Source organism: Bacillus swezeyi, assembly GCF_001969815.1.
GTDB lineage: Bacteria > Bacillota > Bacilli > Bacillales > Bacillaceae > Bacillus > Bacillus swezeyi.
Map to the genome: position 1 here is coordinate 300,256 of NZ_MRBK01000004.1, position 26,908 is coordinate 327,163.

Annotated in this window: 26 protein-coding genes; 8 read left to right on the forward strand and 18 right to left on the reverse strand. The window is 44.0% G+C overall.

Annotated features, from left to right (window positions below):
• The first annotated feature begins 173 nt into the window (after positions 1-173).
• The gene (locus BTA30_RS04295) at positions 174-962 is read left to right on the forward strand and encodes a formate/nitrite transporter family protein (protein WP_076759700.1); all 789 of its coding nucleotides are present in this window, start codon (positions 174-176) and stop codon (positions 960-962) included.
• A gap of 91 nt (positions 963-1,053) precedes the next feature.
• On the forward strand, positions 1,054-1,443 hold the full coding sequence (locus BTA30_RS04300; RefSeq protein ID WP_076759702.1) for a DUF1259 domain-containing protein: 390 nt from the start codon (positions 1,054-1,056) through the stop codon (positions 1,441-1,443).
• 17 nt (positions 1,444-1,460) lie between these two features.
• Here the strand turns inward: BTA30_RS04300 and BTA30_RS04305 are convergent, their stop codons facing one another.
• The 4 genes from BTA30_RS04305 to BTA30_RS04320 all read right to left on the reverse strand — a co-directional run bounded on the left by BTA30_RS04305 (position 1,461) and on the right by BTA30_RS04320 (position 6,993).
• Positions 1,461-2,792 carry an NAD-dependent malic enzyme gene (locus BTA30_RS04305; RefSeq protein WP_076759706.1) on the reverse strand — a complete coding sequence of 444 codons (1,332 nt, stop codon included), beginning with the start codon at positions 2,790-2,792 and terminating at the stop codon, positions 1,461-1,463.
• A gap of 34 nt (positions 2,793-2,826) precedes the next feature.
• Entirely contained in the window at positions 2,827-4,224 is a 1,398-nt protein-coding gene (gene nhaC / locus BTA30_RS04310) for a Na+/H+ antiporter NhaC (protein ID WP_076759709.1), read from the reverse strand.
• Positions 4,225-4,554: 330 nt separating this feature from the next.
• Positions 4,555-5,982 carry an aspartate ammonia-lyase gene (gene aspA / locus BTA30_RS04315; protein ID WP_076759712.1) on the reverse strand — a complete coding sequence of 476 codons (1,428 nt, stop codon included), beginning with the start codon at positions 5,980-5,982 and terminating at the stop codon, positions 4,555-4,557.
• Positions 5,983-6,003: 21 nt separating this feature from the next.
• Positions 6,004-6,993 (reverse strand): asparaginase, encoded by a 990-nt coding sequence (locus BTA30_RS04320; protein WP_076759715.1) that lies wholly within the window; start codon positions 6,991-6,993, stop codon positions 6,004-6,006.
• Between the two features lie 213 nt (positions 6,994-7,206).
• Here BTA30_RS04320 and BTA30_RS04325 point away from each other — a divergent pair, with 213 nt between their 5' ends.
• On the forward strand, positions 7,207-7,554 hold the full coding sequence (locus BTA30_RS04325) for a helix-turn-helix domain-containing protein (protein ID WP_076759718.1): 348 nt from the start codon (positions 7,207-7,209) through the stop codon (positions 7,552-7,554).
• A gap of 77 nt (positions 7,555-7,631) precedes the next feature.
• On the opposite strand, the gene BTA30_RS04330 is transcribed toward BTA30_RS04325, so the two are convergent.
• Positions 7,632-8,678, reverse strand: coding sequence for a lactonase family protein (locus tag BTA30_RS04330; protein ID WP_076759721.1), 1,047 nt, complete (start codon positions 8,676-8,678; stop codon positions 7,632-7,634).
• 170 nt (positions 8,679-8,848) lie between these two features.
• Here BTA30_RS04330 and BTA30_RS04335 point away from each other — a divergent pair, with 170 nt between their 5' ends.
• The 3 genes from BTA30_RS04335 (at position 8,849) to BTA30_RS04345 (ending at position 9,823) form a co-directional block, all read left to right on the forward strand.
• Positions 8,849-9,031, forward strand: coding sequence for a hypothetical protein (locus BTA30_RS04335; RefSeq protein WP_076759723.1), 183 nt, complete (start codon positions 8,849-8,851; stop codon positions 9,029-9,031).
• A gap of 32 nt (positions 9,032-9,063) precedes the next feature.
• Entirely contained in the window at positions 9,064-9,255 is a 192-nt protein-coding gene (locus BTA30_RS04340; protein WP_076759727.1) for a hypothetical protein, read from the forward strand.
• A gap of 319 nt (positions 9,256-9,574) precedes the next feature.
• Entirely contained in the window at positions 9,575-9,823 is a 249-nt protein-coding gene (locus tag BTA30_RS04345) for a hypothetical protein (RefSeq protein WP_076759731.1), read from the forward strand.
• 34 nt (positions 9,824-9,857) lie between these two features.
• Here BTA30_RS04345 and BTA30_RS04350 read toward each other — a convergent pair whose 3' ends face one another.
• Complete coding sequence (locus BTA30_RS04350; protein WP_083696850.1) at positions 9,858-10,709, reverse strand: polysaccharide deacetylase family protein; 852 nt, start codon at positions 10,707-10,709, stop codon at positions 9,858-9,860.
• A gap of 61 nt (positions 10,710-10,770) precedes the next feature.
• Complete coding sequence (gene pdxR, locus BTA30_RS04355; RefSeq protein WP_192855960.1) at positions 10,771-12,195, reverse strand: MocR-like pyridoxine biosynthesis transcription factor PdxR; 1,425 nt, start codon at positions 12,193-12,195, stop codon at positions 10,771-10,773.
• A gap of 94 nt (positions 12,196-12,289) precedes the next feature.
• Between pdxR and BTA30_RS04360 the strand changes: the two genes are divergently transcribed.
• On the forward strand, positions 12,290-12,838 hold the full coding sequence (locus tag BTA30_RS04360) for a pyridoxamine 5'-phosphate oxidase family protein (RefSeq protein WP_094777287.1): 549 nt from the start codon (positions 12,290-12,292) through the stop codon (positions 12,836-12,838).
• A gap of 43 nt (positions 12,839-12,881) precedes the next feature.
• Here the strand turns inward: BTA30_RS04360 and BTA30_RS04365 are convergent, their stop codons facing one another.
• Positions 12,882-15,131 carry a glycosyltransferase gene (locus BTA30_RS04365; protein ID WP_076759736.1) on the reverse strand — a complete coding sequence of 750 codons (2,250 nt, stop codon included), beginning with the start codon at positions 15,129-15,131 and terminating at the stop codon, positions 12,882-12,884.
• A gap of 657 nt (positions 15,132-15,788) precedes the next feature.
• On the opposite strand from BTA30_RS04365, the gene cimH reads away from it, so the two are divergent.
• Complete coding sequence (cimH, locus tag BTA30_RS04370; RefSeq protein ID WP_076759739.1) at positions 15,789-17,141, forward strand: citrate/malate transporter CimH; 1,353 nt, start codon at positions 15,789-15,791, stop codon at positions 17,139-17,141.
• Positions 17,142-17,213: 72 nt separating this feature from the next.
• Here cimH and BTA30_RS04375 read toward each other — a convergent pair whose 3' ends face one another.
• The 10 genes from BTA30_RS04375 to BTA30_RS04420 all read right to left on the reverse strand — a co-directional run bounded on the left by BTA30_RS04375 (position 17,214) and on the right by BTA30_RS04420 (position 26,903).
• A complete protein-coding gene (locus tag BTA30_RS04375) occupies positions 17,214-18,089 on the reverse strand; it encodes a glycerophosphodiester phosphodiesterase (protein ID WP_076760256.1) in 876 nt (291 codons plus the stop codon).
• A 124-nt stretch (positions 18,090-18,213) separates the two neighbouring features.
• Complete coding sequence (locus tag BTA30_RS04380; RefSeq protein ID WP_076759743.1) at positions 18,214-18,483, reverse strand: excalibur calcium-binding domain-containing protein; 270 nt, start codon at positions 18,481-18,483, stop codon at positions 18,214-18,216.
• Between the two features lie 171 nt (positions 18,484-18,654).
• Positions 18,655-19,284 (reverse strand): hypothetical protein, encoded by a 630-nt coding sequence (locus BTA30_RS04385; protein ID WP_239693582.1) that lies wholly within the window; start codon positions 19,282-19,284, stop codon positions 18,655-18,657.
• 127 nt (positions 19,285-19,411) lie between these two features.
• The gene (locus tag BTA30_RS04390; RefSeq protein WP_076759748.1) at positions 19,412-20,197 is read right to left on the reverse strand and encodes a hypothetical protein; all 786 of its coding nucleotides are present in this window, start codon (positions 20,195-20,197) and stop codon (positions 19,412-19,414) included.
• A 21-nt stretch (positions 20,198-20,218) separates the two neighbouring features.
• Positions 20,219-22,075, reverse strand: a complete 1,857-nt coding sequence (locus tag BTA30_RS04395; protein WP_076759751.1) for a ribonuclease YeeF family protein — start codon at positions 22,073-22,075, stop codon at positions 20,219-20,221.
• 52 nt (positions 22,076-22,127) lie between these two features.
• Entirely contained in the window at positions 22,128-22,556 is a 429-nt protein-coding gene (locus BTA30_RS04400) for a YwqH-like family protein (protein ID WP_076759753.1), read from the reverse strand.
• 188 nt (positions 22,557-22,744) lie between these two features.
• Positions 22,745-24,661, reverse strand: coding sequence for a lipoteichoic acid synthase (ltaS, locus tag BTA30_RS04405; RefSeq protein WP_076759756.1), 1,917 nt, complete (start codon positions 24,659-24,661; stop codon positions 22,745-22,747).
• A gap of 317 nt (positions 24,662-24,978) precedes the next feature.
• Positions 24,979-25,539 (reverse strand): YfjD family protein, encoded by a 561-nt coding sequence (locus tag BTA30_RS04410; RefSeq protein ID WP_076760257.1) that lies wholly within the window; start codon positions 25,537-25,539, stop codon positions 24,979-24,981.
• A gap of 10 nt (positions 25,540-25,549) precedes the next feature.
• The gene (locus BTA30_RS04415) at positions 25,550-26,086 is read right to left on the reverse strand and encodes a YfjD family protein (RefSeq protein ID WP_076760258.1); all 537 of its coding nucleotides are present in this window, start codon (positions 26,084-26,086) and stop codon (positions 25,550-25,552) included.
• Between the two features lie 34 nt (positions 26,087-26,120).
• Positions 26,121-26,903, reverse strand: coding sequence for a YfjC family protein (locus BTA30_RS04420; RefSeq protein ID WP_076759760.1), 783 nt, complete (start codon positions 26,901-26,903; stop codon positions 26,121-26,123).
• Between the last annotated feature and the right edge of the window lie 5 nt (positions 26,904-26,908).

Here is a 26,908-nt window from a genome sequence, read left to right on the forward strand (position 1 = left end):
TACAAAAATGCTGAAAAAATGAAAAGCGCTCGATTGGTTAGGCTTCCACAAAGCTTACATGATGGCCGTTCACATAAAAGTCATTAATTATGTGAAACATTTCACAATATCCTGATATACTTAAGTCGTATTAAAAAGACTTCTTAAGTAAAGACTTGATGGTGGTGGTAAACATGGAAACTAAATCGCTTATTCTAGTTGAAGAGCTTGCTTTAAAAAAATACGGAATTTTCGCGCAAAGCCGACTCCGTTACCTTTTGCGCTCTATACTGGCAAGTATGTTCATCGGATTCGGCGTGATCGTCGCATTTAAAACGGGGAACCTCTTTTATCTTGAGCAATCTCCTTTCACATATCCGATTGCAGCGATCACATTTGGGGGCGCCATTATATTGATTGTCTATGGCGGGGGAGATTTATTCACGGGAAACACGTTTTATTATACACTTGCAGCACTTCGCAAAAAAATGCGCTGGGCCGATGTCATCAAGATGTGGGGATTCAGCTATGCGGGAAACTTAATGGGCGCTGTCTTTTTTGCCGGCCTCATCTTTGCAACCGGCTTATTCAAGGATTCGTCTTCCACCGGCTTTTTACTGAGTGTTGCGGAGCATAAAATTCATACGCCTACAATTGAATTGTTTTTTAAAGCGATTCTTTGTAACTGGCTTGTCTGTCTGGCGTTTTTTGTTCCGATGGCGCAAAAGGGAGACGGCGCGAAAATGTTCTCTATGATGCTGTTTGTTTTTACTTTCTTTATTTCCGGATATGAACACAGCATTGCGAACATGGCCACCTTTGCTGTCGCCTTAGTGACCGACCATCCTGATACCATTTCTTTGGCCGGCGCAATCCACAATATCATTCCGGTAACATTGGGAAATCTGGTCGGCGGCGCATTTATGATGGGCTTTATGTATAACTACGCGAACAAACCGGGCGGCGAAGAAATCATAAAATAACCGCATTGATGAACCTTCCATTTTTAAATCATCATGAAAAAATGATGCCATTCATAAAATCATGTGACAGTCAAAATGGAGGTTTTGCGGTATGCATCATTTTCAAACGATTTGCCGGCAGTTTGGACAAATTTTAAATGGGGAGCCCCACGTTGAAAACGGCGTTTGTTCCGTCAGCATTAAACGGCATTTAAATGTCAGGATTCAGGGAAGGCAGAGCCGTGGTGTCGGGATGGAAGAAATCATGTTTGAAGCGCTTGATCAAAACGGCATCGCCTTGAACATGGCGGAAATCGCCATATTGCAGGAAGAAATTCCGCTTTTCACAAAAAGGCTGGTTGATCAAGGCCTCATCATCAGCGCTTTGCATAACCATTGGATTTTCACTGAACCGAATCTTTTATACATTCATTTTCAATCTGTGGAGTCTCCGCTGACTTTTGCAAGAAAAACAGCTGCCGCCTTATCTGTGTTGCGATAAAGCAGCAGCTGTTTTCTTTATTCATTCATTTTTCCCATCTCAGACAGCGCAACTCTTTCGACTGCCTCAGCGACGATCTCATGAACGTCAGGATTCAGCGGATCAGGCACCAAGTCTCCTTGATTTGTACAAGAGGCTATCGCTTCGGCAGCGGCAACCAGCATCGGATGGCTGATTGAGTCCGCTCCAGCATTTAGCACACCTCTGAATATGCCCGGGAATCCAAGTACATTGTTGACGGACCGTCCGTCAGCGGCGTATGCGGCACCTGCCTTAAGCGCATCTTCAGGCTCAATCTCCGGTTTTGGATTGGAAAGAGCCAAAATCACCTGGCCTTCACGAACCCATTTTTTATTGATAAGTCCCGGAACACCGGTCGTTGCGATGATGATGTCACAGCTTTCCATCAACTCTTCAATGCTTTCAGCCGCATGGCCGCCGTAATTTTCTAAACGGGCCATCGCTTCCATTGATTTATCTGTTCCAACAACCCGTTTGACCCCGTAAGCCATAAACATCCGGCAGATGGCAACACCTGCAGCACCCAGTCCGATTTGACCGACATGCGCCTGCTTTAAGTCGACGCCGGCGCTCTCAGCGGCTGAGATCGCCGCTGCCAGCGTGACTACCGCAGTGCCATGCTGGTCATCATGCATCACCGGAATATTCAAGTCTTTTTTCAAGCGCTCCTCAATTTCAAAGCAATGCGGAGAACCGATATCTTCGAGAAGAATGCCGTTAAATCCGAGCGCAATGTTTTTGACCGTCTGCACAATGTCGTCAGGATCTTTCGTATCAAGCAGAATCGGCATCCCGCTGATGCCGGCCAGCTGGTCAAAAAGCGCCGCTTTTCCTTCCATAACAGGCATTCCGGCAACCGGCCCGATATCCCCCAGCCCAAGGATGGCCGTTCCATCTGTCACGATGGCCACCGTATTGCCGATACCGGTATAAATCTTTGCTTTTTGCGGTTCCTCTTTAATGATCTCACATACGTTTGCGACACCTGGAGTATAGACCCGTCTCAAGTCTGCCAATGAACGAATCGGCATTTTGCTCTTCATGTGGATTTTTCCGCCTTCATGCGCGGCAAGGACATCATCTGAAACGGTGTGAAGATGGATGCCTTCTTTTAAATTGCGGATCACATCAAGAATCTCAGTCAGCTGTTCTTCATGTTCAACTTGAACGGTGATGTTACGCATTGTATAATTCGGCCCGACCTTGATCGTTTCAACTTCCCCGATATCACCGCCGGCAAGGCCGATCGCAGTTGTCACTTTTCCAAGGTTTCCGGGTGCTGAAGGGATCTCCAGCATCAAATTTCGAATAATATTATTGCCATTCATAATAGAGTACCTCCAAAGATTTGTTAAAGATCAGCTACTGCACCGGCGAATCCTTTTTGTTCGTATACCAGATAAATTTCCCTGTATATCCATAAATAATAGCAATTCCAATGGAAACAAAGCTCAGCCACATGAACGGCAGATAAGAGAAGGTCGAGACGCCGAGAATACTAGCCATGTATATTCCGTTATCTGACCACGGAACCATTCCCGATGTCATCGTACCCCCGACCTCCGCGTTTCTTGACAGTACTCTCCGGTCAATATTCAGCTTGTCATAGCTTTTTTCCATGATTTTCGGCGTTAAAATCAGCGAGACATACATCGCGCTGCCAAACACATTGGCCAAGAAGGCGACGATGATGGTTGAGAACGTTACATTTCCGGCCGATGTCAGCTTTTTCTGGAACTTCGAAACAATCACTTTCAGAACACCTAAATGCTCAAGCAGCCCGCCAAAACCGAGTCCAAGAATAATGACAACGACAGAGCCAAGCATTCCCTGGATTCCGCCGCGGTTTAAAAGCTTGTCCAAAAACTCGATCCCCGAGTCGATTGAAAAACCGTTGTAAGCTGTTCCAATCGCATCGGCAAAATTCATTCCTTGGAATACCGCCGCCCAAATCGCGCCTAAGAGAGCACCGATTGCGATCGTCGGCACCGACGGCTTTCTCATCGCCAGCAGAACGATGACAATGACAGCCGGAATCAGCATCCAAATGTGAATATCAAACGTGTTCTGCAAAGACGATTTCAAAAATTCAACTTTAGCCAAGTCTACATTTTTACTTCCATAAATAAAGCCCGTAATTGTAAACAGTATCGCCGTGATCACATATGCGGGAACGGATAAATACAGCATCGCTCTGACATGGGTGATGACTTCGACCTTTGATAACGAAGAAGCGAGCACTGTACTGTCGGAAAGCGGTGATAATTTATCCCCGAAATAGGCTCCTGACAAAACGGCTCCGGCGACTAGCGGGAGAGGAAGTCCAAGCCCTTCCCCGATGGCCATCATGGCAATTCCGGCTGTCCCGACGGTTCCCCAGGACGTCCCTGTTGCGACAGAGGTAATCGAACAAATAATGAGCGTGGCGAGCAGGAATATGCTCGGGTGAATAAACTCAAGCCCGTAAAAAATCAAAGTCGGCACAACCCCGCCGGCTATCCATGTGCCGATCAAAGCACCGACAGCAATCAGGATGAGTATCGCTTCAAGTCCATTTGATATCCCTTTTATAATCGATTTTTGCAAATCCTCATATTTGTGCCCGAGACGCAGTCCGAGCAAGATCACCAAAAACCATGAAATGAACAATGCCAGCTGTATGGGTAACTTAAACATAACTGTAAATGAACAAACTATTGCTAAGAATGCACCTAGTACACAAATGATTTCGAGCATTGACGGCAACCGTATATTTTTCATCTCCTAATTCCCCCTTATTAAATGAAACGCTTACAAAAGAAACTACATAAAAATAGCAAATTACTTCAAGTTTTTCTTAAAAATTTAAATAACAAAACACAGTATATCATGAAAAAGGCAACTTTCACAGGCTGTGATGACGGCGGTATTTGGATAGGACGTCCGTGTAATCAGCCGCCGTTCCTTTCATCCGCGCGTATGCAAGAAAGCTGTCACATTCATACTTCACCGCTGTTCTCCTTTTTCCTCTTAAAGCTTTTAAAGGAAAGCGAAAACACTCTGTATTCTATCCCGGTAAAATGATTCAGAGTGTTTCCGCCTGTCTCCCAATTAATCCCGATTTAAAAGCTCAGCCCCGGCAATACCCGGTTTTGTCATTTCAAACGGGTTTAAAATCAGATCTAGCTCTTCTTCTGTCAATACATCATTTTGCAGACATAAATCGCGGACCGACTGACCTGTCAGAATGGCTTCTCTCGCAATTCTGGCGGCTGCTTCATACCCGAGGTGCGGGTTTACGGCCGTAATGACGCCTGCGCTTTTTTCTACATATGCTTCTAAACGTTTTTCATTTGCTTCAATGCCTGCCAAACAATGATCCGTAAAGGAACGGAATCCGTTATTCATGATGCTGATCGATTGAAGAAGGTTGAACACGAGTACAGGTTCCATGACATTCAGTTCGAGCTGGCCTGCTTCAGAAGCCAGGCAGATCGTATGATCGTTTCCGATCACCTGGAATGCGATCTGGTTGATCAGCTCGGCCATGACAGGATTGACTTTCCCAGGCATGATCGATGACCCCGGCTGTCTCGCCGGCAGAGAAATCTCAGCCAGTCCCGCACGCGGACCAGATGCCATTAACCTAAGGTCATTCGCGATTTTGGACATGTTCATCATGCAGACTTTCAATGCCGCGGATACTTCTGTGTAAGCGTCTGTATTTTGAGTTGCATCAACTAGATGGTCAGCGCCGACGAGCGGAAGGCCGCTGATGTCCGCCAAGTATGTGACCACATGTTCAATATAGCGCGGGTCTGCATTCAATCCCGTTCCCACCGCGGTGGCGCCCATATTGACTTCATACAGATGCTGACGCGACTGTTTAATCCGCTTGATGTCGCGCTCAATGACGCGGCTGTACGCTTCAAATTCCTGGCCCAGACGAATCGGAACAGCATCCTGGAGATGAGTGCGCCCCATTTTAATGACATGGTCAAAGTCGCTTGCTTTTTTCTTAAAGGTTTCAAGCATGTAATCCATCGTATGCAGCAGCTTTTCCAGCAGCTTGAGCGTTGAAATGTGGATGGCCGTTGGGAATACATCGTTTGTTGATTGCGACATGTTGACGTGCGTATTCGGACTTAAATGAATATATTCCCCTTTGCTGTGGCCAAGCAGTTCAAGCGCACGGTTTCCGATGACTTCGTTCGCATTCATGTTCATTGAAGTCCCGGCACCGCCCTGAATCGGATCAACGATAAATTGATCATGAAGCTTGCCTTCGATAATCTCATCGGCCGCTTGGACGATTGCTTCGCCGAGGCCTTTATAGAGGCGTTTCGTTTCCATGTTAGCGAGTGCGGCTGCTTTTTTTACCACAGCCAATGCTTTGATCATTTCCTCGTGAACCTTATACCCTGTGATAGGAAAATTCTCTGCTGCCCGTAATGTTTGAATACCGTAGTAGACATCGGCCGGGATGTTTTTTTCTCCGAGAAAATCCTTTTCCGTCCGATATGTCATCTGAGCTTTCATTTGATAACCCTGCTTTCTTTTTTAAATGATGATGTCGTCTGCAATCGGTGTTTCCATGATTTTTTTAACCTCGCCGGGCTCTCCGGTTTTCCCTAAGGCCCACATGAGCTTAGGTACGATGGCTTCGGTGTTCATATTTCTGGAGCGGATAATGGCATCCTGGTTAACCTTTCGGCCGACCTCATAAATGCTCATGTCTTCTCCTTCTTCAAGGCATTGCGTCGTAATGGCAACGACGATCCCGTAATCGATCAGCTCGTTTACTTTTTCCAAAAGGTTTCTTTCCTCAAAAGGAATGCCGCCGCTTCCGTAACTCTCTATGACAATGCCTTTATATGAATCTTTCAGACAATCCAAAAACTCAGGCTTTAATCCAGGATGCAATTTTAAAAGACAAACATCTGTGTTCAAGGAAGTATCGATCTTCAATGTGTTCGGCTTCACTTCAGGAACCCGTTTGTTATACTCGATTTCCTTGTCGTGGATAAAAGCGATATAAGGATAATTGATGCTTTCAAAAGCATCGTAGCTTTTCGTTCTTAATTTGATCGCTCTCGTTCCCAAAATGACACGTCCGTCAAAGACGACGTACACTCCGCCAATCCCGTCACAGGCAAAGCGGACCGCATCTTTAATATTCTTTTTTGCATCCGTTTTCTTAAATGTGATCGGAACCTGAGAACCCGTAATCACGACAGGCTTATCCACACTCTGAAGCATGTATGAAAGCGCTGCCGATGTGTAGGCCATCGTGTCTGTACCGTGTGTGATCACAAACCCGTCATAGCGGCTGTAGTTCTCATAAACCGCATCCGCCATTTTCACCCAGTGTTCAGGCTGCATATTTGTACTGTCTATATCCATTAAAGATTGGCAATCTATCGTATAATTGGAGTGGTCATCAGTTAAATAGCTGAGAAGCTCTTCCGCTTTAACCCCCGGAGCCAGTCCGTTTTCTCCTTCTACTGAAGCAATGGTCCCGCCGGTGGTTAACAGCAGTAATTTTTTCATGTGCTACACCTCTTTAAGAAGTAGTTTTATATCGTCTAATGCATGATCATTGTATAAAAGAAGGCTGACATATAAGCATTGTATACGCTTTATGCGTACCTTTAATGCAATTATAGTCTTCAAATGTGAAATAATCAAGAAACATTATTCATTTCGCGTACACTTTTACTCATTATGTGCTATAATCACTGTGAATCAAAAGGAGCGTAATATATGAATTTAGATCGATTAACTACACTGAGAAAAGATAAAAAATGGTCACTGCAATATACAGCCGACCGCCTCGGTATTGCGAAAAGCACTTATGCGGGGTATGAATCAGGCTATCGCCGCCCTTCTTTAGAGGCTCTGATCGAAATCGCTGATTTATTCAACACCTCAACCGATTATTTGCTTGGCAGAGTTGACGATCTCCATAATGGGAAGCGAAAAAACAAATCCATTGAACTGACGGAATGGGACAAGCTCAAGCTGACGGTCGATGGGGCGCTTCTTTCTGAAGAAGAAATCAAGCAGATGGTAGCGTTTATCAAGGTCAAAAAAGAACTTGACGCGGGGTAAAATGACAGCGATTAACTAGTTTTATATAAAGCTAAAAAACTTGATTGGCCTATCTGCCAATCAAGTTTTTTTCGTTTTTATATGTTTAAAAATTTCACACAAACCGCTTCAGGAGCAGGAACCTCAGACTGTAAAAGCGACAGCCTGCCCGTTTTTTGATCTCTTTCAAATAATGTAAGTGTTCCTGTCTCCTGATTGGAAGCAATCACAAATTGTTCAGTAGGATCAAGAACAAAGTCGCGCGGCCATTGCCCTGCAGTTGCAACGTGTTCAACCAAGGAAAGCTCGCCCGAATATTCGTTGACACTGAAGACAGCGATGCTGTCATGTCCGCGGTTTGAAGCGTATACAAACCTGCCGTCTTTCGCGACGTGGATCGCGCCTCCCTGGCTTGCACCGTCAAAATCTTCGGGCAATGCGGAGATGACTTGCAGCTCACGGAATTCACCCAAAGCAGGATGATATTCAAGCACGACGACTTCATTGCTCAGCTCAGTCATCACATATGCGTACTTTTCTTTCGGATGAAACACGATATGTCTCGGTCCGGATCCTGGTGCAACGGCATGGCTTTTCACTTCTTCTAGCTTGCCTTCCTGCAATCGATAAGTGATCACCTTGTCGATTCCCAGATCAACGGCCACCACATAGTTTTCATCAGGTGTAAAACCGGCATAATGAGTATGCGCTTTTTCCTGTCTCTCATGCGGACCTGTCCCCTCATGCTTCGCTTCTGAATCCGGCTCCAGTAAGCCGCGGCTTTCGTTTAAAGGATAAGACGCAATCGTTCCGCTGTGATAATTGGCGGAAAGAACATAGCGATTATCATCATCGACACTGACGTGACACGGTGATGGTCCGTCTCCAGTTTGTTTATTGACGAGAGTCAGGTCTCCTGTCAGCCCGTCAACCTGATATGCAGCAACACCGCCTTTATCGCCGTCCTTTGCAACGGCGTAAAGCATTTTATTGTCTTTGGCGATGTTCAAATATGTCGGACTTCCCAATTTTGCAGCGAGCTTTGGCGTGCTCAACGACTTTTTTTCCGTATCCAGCTCGAATGTATAAATCCCTTCGCTGTCTGCTTTTGTATATGTTCCGATATAACCTCTGTACTTTGTCATATGATCCTCTCCTTTCCGATACGGTTATCCCTATTTTAACTCACAAGAGCTGAATAAGCATGGAATGGTTTGCAAAAAATCATAACTCTCACATGAAAAACACCCTTAAAATACTCTTAACATAGATGCGGTCACCGGTAAGCCTGAGTTCGTTTAAAGGGGTGTTCAATATGACGAATATCATGATTGTTGAAGACTCGAAGACATTCAGGAGCTGTCGCGCAGTCGCTTGGAAAAATACGGTTACCAAACTGCGGTACAGCATCAGGGAGAAAGACTTGATGCTGTTTCTTGGTGTTGAAAACGATGAATTGACAAAAATTCGAAACCTTTCAATTCTTTTTTTCGTATAAAAACGATATTATATTTTTGAGGAGGTCTTCATATGATCATTTTCATTATCGGACTCATCGTACTGCTCATCCTTCATTCCGCCTCGGCACCGTCTGGCAGAAGGGGTTCAGATGGCGGATCTTCATCTTTCTTCTTTGGCGGTTCTGACTCATACGACTCAGGAAGCGGCGATTCATGGGGAGGAGACGGGGGCGGAGATGGAGGCGGTGGCGGCGGAGATTGATCGTTTCCGCAACGCGGCATAAACAGCAGTTTCACCTCTCTCTATTGGCAACGGCTGCATCCTCATGCGGCTGGCAGCCGGATCATCCACTTCTCCTACCTTTCATATTCATATCAGCGGCGGCCCTAAAAAATAATCTCCCTTTAAAGTTTTGTTTAACCTGACGGCAGATTGGGAAAGATGTAAAGACAACATGAACCCACTTTAAAATTGATTCAAAAGTCACAAAAAATTGATTTTAAGACATAACATGTAAAACTTTACGCCCTCTTGTTCGATATTAAAAGAAGAAGTTCATGACGAGGAGGTTTTTTCCCATATGATCATTTTACTGGTTTTATTTGCACTGCTGATCCTGTATTCATTCTTTTTTGATAAAAGAAACAACAGATCCTATCAAAAACCGGCTAAAAGTAAAACATCGGTCCGGCAGGCATCCTCACCGCCTGTTTTCTTGAAAGTGATAGAGTCCGCGCCCGGCCAAGAAGGACGCCGGCAGCCTTCTGAAGGAATGCGCCCGAATCTTCGGCTTGTAATGGACGCGACAAAACAGCATCCAGAAAAATAAAAAAGGCGGTACCTCCGAGAAGGCCGCCTTTTTTTTATTGCCTGTTATGTTCCACTGTTCTTCCAAAGGCTTCAGGCGACATACCCGGCGAGATGCGGACCCGATGCAGCGCATACATCCCCTGATCTCTTGAAGCTGCCCCAGGCTCTGTTGTCACAGCCATTTTATAGCCCGCTTTTTCAGCCAGTCCCAGCGTATCTTCATTATAGCGCCCGACCGGATAACTCAGCAGCGCTGTTTCTTGATTGAACATGCCGTCAAACAATGTTTTGGAACGCGTCATTTCATTCAGCTGCTGTTCAGGTGTCAGTCCGTTCAGCTCGACATGATTGATCGTATGGCTTTCAATCGAAATCCCGTTTCGGCTCATTTCTTCCATTTGTTTTTCGGTTAAATGATTCTTTCTGCCAACCGATTTGCCAATCATAAAAATCGTCGCCTTCATCCCGTTTTCTTTCAAAATCGGGTAGGCTTTCGCAAAATTGTCTGTATAGCCGTCATCAAATGTAATCAACACACATTTTTCACGCGGCATTTGATCTTGCGTTAAAACGATATAAGCTTCTTCAGGCGTCAGTGTATAATAGCCGTTTTCTTTGAGCCATTTCATATGCCCGCGGAATTCTTCCTCCGGTACGCGCAGACTGTTCCCAGATGAGATGCTGTGATACATGAGAATTGGAATGCGGGCCGGGCCTTCCACTTTTATCCAAGCGGATGTATCAGGATTCTCTTTGTTTTGCTGAGGTTCCTTTTTTGACTGCTTTGGCGCTTTTTGCACCGCTTTTGGTACTGTCTTTTCTTCTCCTCTTGCTTCATGGCTTGCGCATCCGTACAGAGCACTTGTCAGAATAAACAGCAGAAGAATCAGCTTCGTTTTTTTCACCATTTTTCCCGCTTTCTATTAACTGGATCCATCTTAATATCGGTCTGGCACCGCCATTTTTTTACCATTCCCGCAGGGATGATGAAAACCATGCTTTATGCAGTCGGCTGATCCCTTCTTCAATTTCTGTTTCAGAAAGTCCTCCAAATCCCGCCATTATAACGGAAGAGGTGCTGTCATGAGGATGAATCCAAAAATCTGATACGGGATAAACCTTTACACCAAGCTTTTCTGCTTTTTGTATGATATCGTCCGCCTGCCGTTTGATCCTCAATAAAATATGGAGCCCCGCTTTTTCCCCGATGATTTCTGCTTCATCCCCGAAATGCTTTTCAATAGCTGATATCAATGTTTTATGCTTTTCCTGGTACACTTTTTTCATTTTTCGAATGTGTCTTTCAAAAAAGCCTTCTTTCATAAACAAATACATCGCTCTTTGAATGATAGGAGAGGAAGCCTGGCTGTAGCGGCCGAGCTTTTCCTGAAACTGGTCTGTCAGCCCCGCAGGCAGGACGATATAACTCAATCTGGCCGCCGGGAGAAAGGATTTTGAAAAGGTCCCTAAATAAATGACATTTTCCTTTGTATCGAGCGCTTTTAAAGATGGAATAGGCTGTCCCTGATAGCGGAATTCACTGTCATAGTCATCTTCGATAATGTAGGCGCCATGATGATAAGCCCACTCCAGCAATTTCAACCTCTTTTGAATCGGAAGCACCATCCCACACGGAAACTGATGGGATGGCGTAATGTAGACGAGTTTCGCCCGACTTTCCTCCAACTGTGACAAATCAATCCCATCCGCTTCCAAACCGATTGGCTGAATAGTGCATCCATGGTTCAGAAAAACGGAGCGTACACCGTCATAACCCGGATTTTCCGCCGCAACTAAACCGCCCTTAATAGAGAACAGCTGACAAAGCAGACTGACCGCATACTGCGTACCTGAACAGATGACAATTTGCTCTGGCGAACAGCGCACACCCCTTGCCTGAAATAAATATTTCGCCAATTCTGTTCGCAGGCCAATATCACCTTTATGATCACCGTACAAAAATAAATCTGGTTCTCCACTGTTCAATGCATCTTGCAGACACCGCTTCCATGTTTTGTGTGGAAAATGGCTTAAAACGATATCACCATACTTAAAATCATATTTTGCCGCAGACTCTCTCCTGGTTTCTTGGGGTTCACGAGATGTATGATCCTGAAATTGACTGATCGGCATCAGTGTTTTTTCCAGGGGGAGCACTTTTATGCCGATTCTTGCCCTGCTCTCCGTATAGCCTTCGGCAGTCAGCTGCTGATAGGCGCTCTCAACGGTATTTTTGCTTAGATTTAAATGCTCGCATAAATAGCGGATCGACGGAAGAAATGTCCCGGGGGGCAAACCGCCGGTTTCAATTTCTTTTTTTATATATTGGTAGAGCTGAATATATAGAGGTGATTTTAGTTTTTTATTGAGTAAAGGAGTTAGTTCTATCATGATCTGACCTCATCAAGTTTTCTATTATTGTCTCTTTTTAAAGGGACAATAACAACCTAAAATCATGATAACAATGAAAAGGAGCGTGAATGCAATGAACCATACAATTCGCCATAAACAACTAGCCTGCACAGATACAATAAAGATTGACCAATTTTTAGAAGAGGCACAAACCGGATACCTCGGTTTGGCCGCTCACGGAGACCCCTATGTCATCCCTTTGAATTTCGTTTGGAAAAACGGCTTCATTTATTTTCACGGGGCATCTGAGGGACGAAAGGTGGATATGCTTCATGAAAATCCAAACGTATGCTTTACGGTCAGTGAACAATACGGAACAATGGTTCACCCGATTCCCGCAAAAACAGATACCGCATATATGAGCGTCATTCTTTTTGGAAAAGCGGCTGTCATCTCAGACTTAGCTGAAGCCACATCCGCCATGCAGGCTCTCCTTGATAAATACGTACCGGGCTACTACAGTTCTCCGCTTCACAAAGCCCATGTAGAAAAGTACAGATCGTCTTTGGGAAGCAAAACCTTTATTTTTAAAATCCGGCCATTCGACATAACCGCTAAAGAAAACGAGCTGAATCAAAGCATGAAATTTGAACAGGGGCGGACTGTACATGAAGATCGATGATAAAAAAGACCCGCAGCTTATGCTGCCGGGTCTCCCTGAACTATCAGGCGGATGCCCCGCCCGAATGTTCATCAAGAAATTTCAGTCCCGCCGTATATCGCTTTCTTTTCTTTTTTGTCCAGCAAACGAGCGCCAGCCTTTGATCCGGATGTTTCTCATCGATTGAAATCAAGACGTTTCCGTTGATATCAAGCGGTACATCGGTTTCTATTTGACAGCCTGACAGACTGATATCCTTGATTACAATCTGATGCGAATTCTGATCTGAAGCTGCCGGAAACAGCAGCGTCCCCATTCCTTGAAAAGCCTCGCGGACATATTTTCTTTTAAATGCATCCGGGCTTTTTTCTGTTTTCATCAAAAAGCGCACAGCTGTTGATAGTGTATCAGCGCGCTTTTCCCGATCAGCTTTTTTCGCATTTTCCTCATTAAACATGTAGCCGATCAGCTTGATATACAGTTCGCGCTCCATCTCCTCAAACCGCAGTCCGATTTCAATATCTTCCCCGTCTTTCGTCGTCCAGATCACTTGAACAGGCACTTTTCCGACCTTGTCAAGCACGAGGCTGTCAACTTGATAATACACCTCGGCATCATTCGTATAAGGCAGTCTGATGCGCGCCCCGGTATCGCTTACGTCTTTCAGTTCACACTGATGTTTTTGATCCGAGCTGCTTGTCGAAAAGGATGCCGTATTGTTGATGCTGAAACGCTCAGAGCTTCGGAACCTCGGCCTGTCAAAAGCAACGAGCAGCGCCAGTATAAGCCCCGCCATATTATAAAGAACCCAGAATAAATTATATGACGTCACATTGATATCAAACGTATGAAGAATCAGATAATCATAGAGCGTTTTGCCGAGAGCCGCAATCGTCATGCCAAGCAGAATGGCGCACGGATAGGCTGTCATATATTTGAATTTCCGCCGGTCGGTATTGACTCCTTTAGGGGTTACTTTAAAGTCAAACCGTTTTTTGAATATAAATTCAGATAAAGCCGACATCGCCATATGCGGAGCCATGGACGTATCATATATATGGCTCCAGCTCATGCTGCGCTGCCTGTCGGAGACGGCTTTGAATGAAAGATAGGAGCCCAAAAACGCAGGCAGCCAAAAAGAAGTAATCGACCATAGATTAGTCTTTAAGCTATGTATGCCGAATAACAAAAACAACAGCGGCGCTAAAATGTATACCATTTTAAAAACACCGAAAAACCAAAAGAGAATGCCGTCAAAGTAAAGAAGACGCTGCATTGGGGTCAGGCCCTTTAAGAAAAGCGGGTTCCACTTCTTGCCGCACTGAATGTTTCCCCTGCACCAGCGGTCACGCTGTTTCAGTAAATCCGTCCATGTTTCAGGCGCCAGGCCGACAGCCAGCACCTCACTGACAAAAACAGATTGATATTTCGTTTGCAGCAGCATCCCCGTCGCCATATCTTCCGTAATCACGCCGGTCGCAAAACCGCCGATTTCCTCTAAAGCCGTTCTTCTGAAAACAGTATTGCTGCCGACATACATCACTGCATTAAAACGGTCTTTCCCGGCTTGAAGCCTCCTCATAAAAAAGTCCTGCTCATTCGGGATATTCGCGCCTGAAAACAGGTTGTACTGATAAGGATCTTCGTTATAAAAGGCCTGCGGCGTTTGAACAAAAGCCACCTTTTTCTTCTTAAAATAGCCGACGGTCTTTCGCAAAAACGAAGGCAGCGGCACCATATCGGCATCCATCGTCACAATCAGTTCGCCGCTCGAACAGCTCATGGCATGATTCAAGTTGCCAGCCTTCGCATGCTCGTTGTTTTCTCTCATCAAATAATGAACACCGAACGCTTCAGCCAGCTTTTTTATGTCTGAACGCTTCCCGTCATCACAAAGATAAATATTGACAAGCTCTTTGGGATAATCCAGGTTAAGGCATCCGGCCACCGATTTTTTCAGGACATGGCGTTCCTCGTTGTAGGTGGCAATTAAAATATCAACGCTCGGCCATTGGTCTTGATCATCCAGCAGCTCGGGATTCCGCTTTTTTTCCTTCCAAACGAGCGTATAAAAGATCAGCAGCTGAAAAAATCCGATGCACTCGGTTGCAACCAGGATCACACCCATTGCTGTATCGGCTGGTCCCGAGCTCGGCAAAGTAAAGCCAAACCGCCAGACAATATAAACGCCGTTTGTGATCAGACACATGATGATCAAAGGCTTTTTAAAACGCGGACTTTTTCTGCAGCCTAAAAAACCGATAAGGAGCAGCGCAATCATCGCTGCAGGATAGTAGTGTAGAATATATTCCATGTTCTTCTCCTATTCATTTAAGTAAGATAAAAAAACCCCGTTCATCAGGGTCTTTCATTAAAAATCTCCGTTTCTTTTTTTGCACTCGAATATATTACCACTTTTCAACCTGAATTACCTTAAAAAATATATAAAATATATTTCTTTGTGATGATAATACAATTATTTATAAGACTATTGACTCTATAAATAAACAACTTAAAGTATCATAATCTTTTTTATTTGATATATATTCTATATTCAATCAAAAACGGAAGCTTTCATTGGATATTTAGCCGAGCTTGTACCATTTGTCGCAAATGCTTTCACGAGCTGTGCCTGAAAGCCGGCTGTTTAAAACAGCTGTCATCAAGAAAAAAGGTCTCGATGCCTAAATCTATGATTTATTTTTGACGGATTAACAGCCGTTTTGTGTCGTTTTTTTTGAAAAAACAGGTAATTCGGGAAGCATGGTCTATGCCGGCTATCATTTGTGCACAGAAAAATGATATGAAACATGCCGTTTTATGAAATCAACCGGTAAGCAGGCTGTGGCAAAACCCGTGTGAAGATCAGTAGGCCTTCTTTCACGGTTGTCTGAATTTTGATTTTTTTAGTATACTTAATTTAGTTAAATAACTCAGCAAAGGGATTGCACTTAAGAATGGGGGAAAGTATATGGAAGCAAAGTCAAAAGTTCAACATATTCCTTTTCAAACACCGAATGAAAAGGACGAAAACTTTATTGCCAAAGCAATGAATATAAAAGTCGGCATTATTCCGCTGCCCGTATATTTGCTGCTGCTGGCTTTGATCGCAACATTTGTGTATATGCATGATCTAAAAAGCGATATTTTGACCGCAATCGCTGTCACGGGGTTTTTCGGCTTCACATTCGCGCAAATCGGAAAATCCATTCCGTTCATCCGTTCTGTTGGCGGCGCCGCGATTCTCGCTACATTTATACCTTCGGCCATCGTCTATTATCACTTGATTCCTGAAGATATTGTAAAATCAACGACTGAATTTACAGAAAACTCAAACTTTCTTTATCTATTTATTGCCTCCATTGTGGTCGGCAGCATTTTAGGGATGAAAAGAGAAACGCTGATCAAAGCATTTCTTAAAATTTTTATCCCGCTGATTGCCGGGTCCATTGCTGCGGGAGCTGTCGGCTTAATCGTCGGCACAATGCTCGGCGTTGGATTTCAGCATACACTGTTGTATATTGTCATTCCGATCATGGCCGGAGGAGTCGGAGAAGGAGCCATCCCGCTGTCCATCGGCTATTCGGAGATTATGCATATGTCTCAAGGAGAAGCTTTCGCATTAGTGATTCCTTCTATTATGTTTGGAAGCTTAAGCGCCGTCATTTTGTCAGGGGTTTTAAATGTGATGGGAAAGAAAAAGCCGGCATGGACGGGCAATGGAAAAGTCGACCGTTCCGAAAGTGATGGTGCGCTTTTGCTCGAGAACAACGATCAAGAAAAAGAAAGCGTTTTTAATCTCTCCCATTTTGCGTCTGGCGGGATACTGGCTGTTTCACTATATTTAGTCGGCATGCTCTCCCATGACTTATTTGGATTTCCTGCACCTGTCATGATGCTCTTGCTTGCCGTTGCCATTAAACTGTTTCGTTTGGCGCCCGCTAATTTAGAAAGCGGAGCCTTCAGTGTATCACGCTTCTTTTCGACTGCTGTGACTTATCCGCTGCTTTTTGCCATCGGTGTTTCAATGACACCGTGGGACAAACTGATCGCTGCATTTAATCTTGCCAACATTATTACGATCGTTTCTGTCGTGGTCACCATGATGACAGTCGGCTTTTTCACCGGAAAATGGCTGAATATGTACCCGATCGAAACCGCCATCATCAACGCTTGCCATTCCGGTCAGGGAGGTACGGGGGACATCGCCATTCTCAGCGCGGCTGAACGTCTTGAGCTTATGCCGTTTGCCCAAGTGTCCACTAGGATCGGTGGAGCGATCACCGTCACACTTACATTGCTGTTGCTGGCCCAATTCTATTGATGAATCAAGAGCCTGCAGTGTTCCGCAGGCTCTCAGCTGTTCATACTGCCTCCTGATAAGAAGCGCGTTTTTTTAGCGTGTTTTTTTCGGCACGTAATCCGGGTAGTCTGTCACAATCCCGTCCACCCCAGCCTGCAAAAGCGGCGCAACTTCAGCGCGTGAACGGACGGTCCACGGCGTAATTTTCATTCCAAGCGCATGAATCCGGGAAACGAGTGTAGCATCGGCAGCCACATTTTTTAAGTTGGCGTTCACATAGTCGGCATATCCGGAGAATTCCTTCAGTTTGACATTTGTTAAGTCTGAGCTGAGCCAAGTTAAAACGCCTGTCGGCATGGATGGAAGCAGTTCATGAATCTTTCGTACCGACTCAAAGTTAAATGATTGAATGATCACTTTATCATGCTTGGGCTTATCCATCCGACGTTCTTTCAGTGCGGCCGCCACTTTTTCTTCAATTCCCGGATAGCGTGCAGGCTCCTTTAATTCAATCAGCATGCCGATCTTTCCTTTATATCGATCAAGCACTTCTTCAAATGTCGGAATGCGCTCACCGGCAAACTCAGATCCGAAGTAGCTGCCAGCATCAAGCTTGCGAAGCTCATCAAGCGTCAGATCCTGAACTGGAACCGGAAGCTGTGAATCAATGTCTGTCGTGCGATTCACAGTTGTATCATGGATGACGACAAGCTCCCCGTCCTTTGACATCTGAACATCTAATTCAATATAATCCGATTTCATTTTCAGCGCCCGGTCAAAAGCAGCCATTGTGTTTTCAGGCGCATATCCCGAGGCGCCTCTGTGCGCGATCACATCCACTTTGTGAGGCTTCGCAGCAATCGTATTAGACGCAAACATCACTGAACCGAAAGAAATCCCGATCAATAAAGACATCACCCATTTTTTTAAACCCGTCGGCACATTATCCACTCCCCTTTTGCTCTTCATTTGCCATTCGCTACAAAAGTATAGCTTTATACTGTAAAGATTATGTTTCAGCAGTCTTTCATTTTCATAAAGCATCCATCAATCAAAAAAAGATCCCTCATTTGAGGAATCTGTAACATATACCTTAACGTTCACAAGCAATCTTATCTTTGTCACGGTCAAGCTTTTTATTGGCGTCATACAACGATTTTGATACATAAGGCTTGTACTTCGTTTTTCCGCCTTTGTTTTTCACTGATTTAGCGCGGGAAACGCCGCCTTTATAGACTTTATTTAACGCCTTGCAATTTTTATACGTTTTCACCTTTGTTTTTGCTTCTGCCGCATCTCCGGTGCTATAGGAAAAACCGATGATGAGACCTATTGAAAGCAAAGCAGCAAACCATTTTTTCATCTTTATGCCCCCCGGGTTTATTTATGTACCTGTTTTTATCATAAGCGATTTCACGGCGACCATCAAGAAAAAAATGACATTTTATTGAACAAAAAGTATCAAATCACTTAAAATGACACCAGTCTTTTTGTCCTGGTTTTTTCAGCAAACAAAAAACCGGCCGATGCCGGTTCAGCTTTTATATTGAAGTCCGCAGGCTTTCTTTAACACTGCGCCAATTTCATAAGACAATTCTTTCGGATGAATGCACAACTTATCTTCAAGGGGGTGCTTCCAATCGCCGTCCTTTATCAGTTTAACGGCATAATGCCCAGCTGGGTCGTTCTCCGGAAACCACTCTACATCCAACACTAGGTTCTCTTCATGATGTTTGAGCTGGAGCAGATCCTGTTTAAAATGAGACAGCCATGCCTTGCTGTCAGGGGCTAATACGTCAGGATTTATATCCGTTAATGAGTGATGGAGTACAGTCCAGCCGGTTGGGATGCGCAGCCTCAGCAAATTGCGGGGGGTTCTCTCTTTCCAAATCACCTCTTCCAACCGTTCGACTAACTCGTCATACGGAATATTTGAAATGTCCTGTTTTTGATCGGCATTGAAGATCCGGATGGTATAGCAAAGCTCTCCGACACCATCAACTTGTACGATGTCTGCGGTTTTTGTATGTTCCAATATCAGCAATTTTTGGCGGCGTTCTCGAATCGGTTTTTGATATAAATGATTTTCTTTTACCTTCCAGCCATCTTGAATTCTTAAAGGATGCAATTTGAAAAAATAATGAAAGATCGTCAACCGTCTCACTTCCCATATCATGAATAGCCTAAAACGCCATCCCCGCCTCTGGATTTGTCCTCTCAAATACAAGCCTATTCGCAGGATTTCGATTTAGAACGGAGACATAAAAAAACTTGAAGATCAAATCTTCAAGTTAGTCTGTCATCTGGTAGATCCTGATTTGGCTGAGAAGGTCAGAGTTGTGGCTGCTTAAAACAGCAATTTTATCATAAGCGAGAAATCTCCCTCTTAAAAATTTCATCTGCTTCCCAGGTTCCAATGTGATCTGCTCCCCTTGATTGGACAATTCAATGATGTCTTCTTGTACAAACATTGCCGTTTCACCCGAATAATGGACATCATGAGGTTTATAATTGGATTTCAGAAATATGCTGTCCCCGTTGGATGGATACACAGTATATCTGTTGTTTCTGGTATTCGCGATGATTTCCAGCCGATCCATGTCATAGCGGATCACCGGCAAATCCTTTGTTTCTGACCAAAAAGAGTAGAACGGCTCATATTTGGCCTTTACATAAGCACTATCGATCTTCATAAAAGCATTATCAGTCATGCTGTATCGGTAAAAATCTTCATCATAGGTGACAAAAACAATCTCATCGCTTCCCCAAACATAATATTTGGACAGAACAGGAAGTTCCGCTTTTACATCGCATGCCTGATGATTCATGTTTTTCAGGTTGAAATAAAACAATCGTTGTTCATCATGAGAAAAAAGGGCTAATTCTTCCGTCAAGGTGTTTTTATAAGAAGCATCAATGACGATGTCCTCTAAACCAATCTCTTTTATCACATTTAAATGGGCGTCCAGCACCGTGATTCCTTCATAGTCGTCATTGATGACAATGTTGTCGGAAAACACTTCCATAAAATAAATATCTTTTTCAATATCGGTTTGATTAAGTTCTCGTAATTTCATGGTTATTTCCTTTCAGCACAGTTATTTTATGAATTTAGAAATCGATTTATTTGGGTCGGCTTTGCTTTCGTCCAAGACACCGCTGATCGGATCCGCTTCCCCTAAATGTTTCCTCCCTGTGCGGTCAAAAACTTCTATATGGGAAGCTTCCCCTACATGAAGCGTATCACGGTAATAATACAGACCGTCTTTTTCGTAGACTTGAGCGCCCTTCACCCGGATTTTCGTTCTTTTAAAGTCATCACCGCTGAGAAAAGTCTCATGGTCCTGCGGCACTCTTTTTTCTTTTACATAAGCACGGTTGCTCTTATTGAGCTTCTCGTATAATTCTCTTCTTTTTTCCTTGCTGTAGTGATTGCCATTATGAGCGACATAATCTTTTTGCGACATGCCTTCCGGTTTCGGGTTCCACTTCGGTTTAGAGCGCCTGCCGCCATCCTTCACCGAAAACGCCAGCAGATCATGAAGCGGTTTTTTCTCCACGCCGATTCTGCCCAGCGCTGGTCCGGCATGTGTAGCCAGCTGTTCAACGCGGATTCCGACCGGCACTTCAATCTTGCCTAGGCTCTTTTTGACTTTGTCGACTGCCTGTTTAGCCCGGTTCAGCTTGTCATTGACCCATTTGCTGCTGTGGGTATTGTGCGGAAGGTTTTTCACAGGAAGTTTGTCGGCGTAGCGTGCGGCAGCCCCGGCGCCTGTAATGGCAAACGCATTGAATAGGCTTTGTTTGCGTTGTTCATCCGATAATTGGTTTCCGAACATATCCCTTCCCGTCATCGCTTCTCCAAAACCGTTCGCTGCGGTTAAACCGTAAATCCCGTATTCCGCTTTTTTCAAGTAGTCAAGCGATTTCGCAGATTTGTAAGCGTCAAGGGCATGTTCAGCGGTGTTGAGGCCTTTGGCTGTTTTATAAATGGCTTTGCCGCCTTTAAAGGCACGCCCAGCCCAGCCGACAACCGGGATGAATCCAGCTGCAGCCATTGCGCCCGCGGAGACCCGCTCTGCGGCGGTAAGCTTTTCACCTGTAATAGGGTCTATTCCTTCTGACGCTCTCTTATAATCATAATAGCCCGTCACTTCCCCGGTAAAGGTGCAAGCCGTATCCCACGCTTTTTCATACCATGGCCTGTTTTCCAGCTCCTCCTGCTCTTTCGCGATCCGCCTTGCATCTTCCTGTTCTTTTTTAATCGTAAGATATTCCGACGTCCCTTTTTCCACTTCATCTTTAAGCTCGTAGATGTCGCTGTTGTGATAAGCTTTGGCGTCAAAGTAAATGGGAGACGCTTCATTGCCGTGCTGTGTTGCTTGAGCAAGCGCTCCGTACAAGCCCAGAACAAAACGTTCATCCGTTTCTGATAAAGCGTACTCCGATTTTAAGTCTTCATCAAACTGATTCACTTTTTCAACCGTTTCTTCCCGTTCTTTTTTCGCTTTGTTCAGATGCGTTTCAAAGGTCTCGGTTGAAAACGTTTCTAACGTTATGATGTCATCGATATCGTCAAAGATTTTTTGCAGCTCTTTTTTTTGTTCCGAAACGATGGACTTTGATGTGGTGTAAGCATTTGACAAATCATTTTCTAAAAAGTCACCTTTGACGACCGTATCTCCGAAAAGGTCGAGGTCTTCGGAAGCGCCGGAAATGCCGTCTAAAAATGCTATCTGTTTATCAATCAGGCCGAGCCATGCATCTGCAACATCAGCCTGAGCCTGATAAAAATCTTTAATGGCTTCAGCGCCTTCTCCCTGAAAGTCATCTCCCAGATTCATAACACCGTGAAATTGCTTCTTTAAAGCACTGATTTGCTCTCTTAAATCTTGATATTGTTGTAAACGTTCTTTCATCGCAGAGACCAAGGTTTTTGCTTCGTAGATTTTCATCGGTCTTAAGCCCTTTCTTTTTTATTGTCGATTGAATCATGACCCTGGAGGCCTAGAACAAGCGCCTTGTTAAATCACTGATGGTGCTGCCCAATTCTTCTAGGGCTTCCTCTCCTTTAGTAAGAAGCTGATCTGCCGTATGCGCCAGCCCCCTTGCAGCGGATAAAGCACCCTGCTCTATTTCCAGCAAAACGATCTTGGACTGAATCCTCGTTTTATAGCTTTCATAATCATCGGTTATGATGTTTTGCATCTCATTGTATGCTTCATCTCTCGACTCATCAAACGTTTCCGATCGGCTCCCTTGCCATGAGGAACCGAGACTGGGATTGCGAATCTTTTTGATTTCTTCCAAAGACGTATTTTGTTCCGTTTCAATTTTGTTTTTTGCCCGTTTCAGCCTTGATATCTTTTCTTCAAGATCGGCTGATTGATTTGAAATCGCGGCATGTATTCGATCTAACATATCTGAATAGCTCACTGAACCGTCACCTCTGAATTTAAAATGAGGGGTTATATTTTTGAATATTCACAAAAAGAGATATGTAGGACTTTTTCCATAATTTAAATTATAAGGCTGAAAGTAACAGAGATGAATAGGAAAATATACTCTTTTTGAACAGAAAAAAACCGCCCGACGTCTAATTGCGTCACAGGCGGTTTTCGGTGTTATTCGCTTTTTTCTTTTCCATAATGATATTGTGACGGATCAACAGGTGTAAAGTCTGAAAGCTTATGGAATCTCAATAAATCTTTATAAAGAACCTGGTCAGACAGATCAAGCTGTTCAGACACCTGGGATTTCAGGTTTTCAGTTTCTTGATTTGGTTTCATTTCTTTTCCGGTTTTTGTATCATACACCGTCGTGTCGATCATTGTGTATTTTGGTGTGACATAGTTGCCGTTTCTGAAGGCAACGGTTTCGTCATGATCTTTAGAAAAGAGATCTGTTCCAAAGTTGATATTGTTTTTGCTTTCGATTCCTTGCAGGTGAAGAAGTGTCGGCATGACATCCATTTCTCCGCCATACGTATGATTGACTCCGCCTTCTTTGCCAGGCACACGAATCAAGAGCGGAACGCGCTGGTTCATCGCATTTTGATATGGTGTAATCTCTTTTCCTAATACTTCTTTCATCGCTCGGTTGTGATTTTCAGAAATTCCGTTGTGATCCCCATATATGATGATGACGGAGTCATCATATAGACCGGCTTCTTTGAGCTCTTTAAAGAATTCTTCAAGCGCTTCATCAAGATAGCGGGCTGTCTGGAAGTATCCGTCCACCGTTTTATCACCTGTCGTTCCCTTCTCAAGGGTGGCGTCCTCATCATCCAGAATAAATGGATAATGGTTCGTCAGTGTGATTAAATGGGCGTAAAACGGCTGTTTGAGCGATTTCAGCTTCGGAATCGATTCTTTAAAGAACGGCTTATCTTTCAAGCCAAGGTTGACAAGGTTCTCTTCTGACATGTCATATGTGCTGGCATCGAAGAATTTGTCATAGCCAATCTGCTTATACACCTGGTCACGATTCCAGAATGACTTGTAGTCCCCGTGCATAACGGCGCTCGTATAACCCTCTTTTTGATTTAAAATCGCCGGCAGGGATTGATACGTATTTTGTCCTTTTGTCACAAAGGCACTGCCTTCAGGGAGCCCGTAAAGGCTGTTGTCCATCATCAATTCGGCGTCAGCCGTTTTGCCTTGTCCCGTCTGATGGAAAAAGTTATCGAAATACATCATGTCGTCCTGGCCGTGAGCCAACTTATTCAGAAACGGCGTGACTTCTTTGCCGTTCAGTTTATAATCAATCAAAAACGTCTGGAAGCTTTCCAGGTGAATCTTGATGATGTTCTTTCCTTCTGCAGCACCGAAGTATTCAGCATTCGGCTTCGCATAATGAGAGCTTGTATAATTGACAACGCTCGTCAAATCATCGCTGCTTGCATATGCTTTTTGGCTCGCGTTTTGAGCGGCCTGCACACCATCATAGACCATGTAATTATAAGGCCCCAGGTATTTGACGATATAATTTCGGTCAAATGTTCTTGTCAAAAGCTCGGGACGGTCTTTTTCGGCAACGGACAGATTGATGAAAAATAAGAGCACACCGCTCACAACGACGATTGCAGCCCATCTTTTCTTCAAACTGGAAGCCTTGATTTCAGGTATCTTCACACATAATGCAATCAATATGACAAGGTCAAGGAAATAGATCGCATCATGGAAAGCCATGATATCAAAAACGCCATCTGACATATTGCCGAGGTTTCCGGCTTGTTTAAGATTTGCAAAAGTCAAAAAGTCATCAAAGAAACGGTAAAACAGTACATTCGCATATAAAGCGAACGTCATGACAGCATCAATGATGATGATCCATACCGCTGAACGCCGGCCTTTCGCAAACAAGGCCAAGCCGAGTGCAGCAATTGTAAAGCTGAATGGATTAATAAATAACAGAATCTGCTGCGTGGTTCCTTTCACGCCCAAATTAAATTCTAAAAAGTAAGAAGCATAGGTTTTAGCCCATACAAAAATGACAGCTAACAAAAAAAAGCTTAGCTTATGAGAGAATATTTTTTTCATGATAACCTCTACCTTTTTAACATTTTCTGACCGCTATCTGTTTCAGTCAATGAAACGCAGGAGACGAAATTAATTTATTATTCTACTAAAAATCTCAATGCATATTCAAGCATCACGGCTGCTAAAATCCCTCATCAGCTTATGCTTGTACAGCTCCCGGCCTCATCCGAAAACAGCCCGATGCGGAAAAAATTCCACATTCTATATAGGCAGCCTTTAAGTAAGACGAATCAATTCCCCCAAAGGTTTCAAAAACCTTTTCGAATTTACAGGCGCCATCTGGAGAATTGATTTGATGGCGCCGTTTTCTGAAACGATTAAATATCTTTATGAAATGTATTCAAATAAGCTTTTCTTTGTGCCTCTGTAAACTGCCCGATCCAGTCCGCACGCGCTTCCTCTGTCATGTATTGCAAGAGGTGCAGTTCCACCGCTTTATAAAACTCAGGTTCAGGGAGAATGTTGTAAGTCGGAATCCGTACCAATCCGTTCGCGCGCGTCTGAATCAGCACATCCATAAAGAAAATGCCTTTCGGGCTATAGCGGTGCCGGCCCATTTTGATGCTTTTGATGTCTTTAATATTGACGGATTTTTTTCCCGAGAACAGCCGGCCGTCTTCTCCTTCTATGATGCTGAAGATGACGCTTCCTCTCTTCGTGAAAGCGGGAAAAGCGATTAAAAATAAGACAAAGAAAAAGAAGCTGAATAATAGCCCTGCGGGTATAGCCAACAGATAAAATTTTGTTTGAAAAGTGATCCCCATATAGAACATCCACAAACTCGCTGCTCCCAGCCCAAATGAGCCTAGGAATAGCCAGACCCTGAAGAACATTTTGCTTTTTACTTCTATCGGCAATTTGTTATTTCTGATCGTCATTCCCTCCAAACTATATATCCTTATGAAACTCGCCTAAATAAGCTTTTCTTTGCGCTTCTGTAAACTGCCCAATCCAGTCTGCACGCGCTTCCTCCGTCATGTACGGCAGGATATGCAGTTCCACCGCTTTGTAAAACTCCGGCTCAGGGAGAATGTTGTAAGTCGGAATCCGCACCAATCCGTTCGCGTGCGTCTGAATCACCACATCCACAAAGAAAATGCCTTTCGGGCTGTAGCGGTGCCGACCCATTTTGATGCTTTTGATGGCTTTAATATAGACGGATTTTTTTCCTGAGAACAGCCGGCCGTCTTCTCCTTCTACGATGCTGAAAATGACGCTTCCTTTCTTCGTGAAGGCGGGAAAAATCATTAAAAAAGTGATCAAACCATAGACCATCCCAAGCAGTCCGGCGCCTAAGTATAATAATGAATAATTCGATTCGAATTTTACCGCTTCAAAAAAGAGCCATATTCCGACCAAACCGATACCTGCAGTTCCTGCAAATGCCCATATCCTGAAGAATATTCGGCTTTTCACTTCAATGATCCGTTTTTTCACCTGTTCCGAAAATAGACCTCCTTTATCTCAGCAAACGACTATCTCTCAATATGATGTTACGAATCTTTTCTTTTTCGGCTACCATAACCGAGAATTCGTTTCTTGCACTTCCTGTGACAAACCATGTATGCTCCGCTCCAGGAATGACAAACATTAGATCTCTTACATCAGGAGTATTATCAAGACCATATTCTACAAGCATAACGCTATCCATTTTTCCTTGCCTGAAAACCAGATCTTGAATAAAAGCTTTAGCGTGAGGATGATCAGCATATTTGACCAGGAATTCATCGGCCAATAACCGCTCTTCACTGGCCCCCTTTAATAATTGTTCAAATTGGTCATTCTGTAAAGTAAGAACAGTGCCTTTTGCTTCCTGCTCCTCTTTGATATTTAAAAACTGAACGGTCTGCTCAAGAATATCCTCTTTCGAAGACAGCGAACTGATGTGATGAACCTGCTGCTCATGAATCAGCTGATGAGCGAATAAACCTTGAGAGGCAACATGGTATGAAACGCTTTCTTCTGCTTCATCGGAAAATTTAGATGCTTTAATCGTATAATCAGCATCATTTAAGGCTTGAATAAACGGTTTGCACGGTTCTTTTAATTTATATTGATGCGCTTTATATTCCAACACATCTTTTGCTAAAAGAGAGCGGCATGAGATTTCAAACATAAATTCAAGCTGCTCCTCCGTCATGTCGGGAAAATACGCCTGTTTCAATGACATTCCCTGTTCAAATAAGCCTTCACTGTAAAAACAAAAAATCAATTCTTCAATACTTAATTTCAATGTATCCATACGTA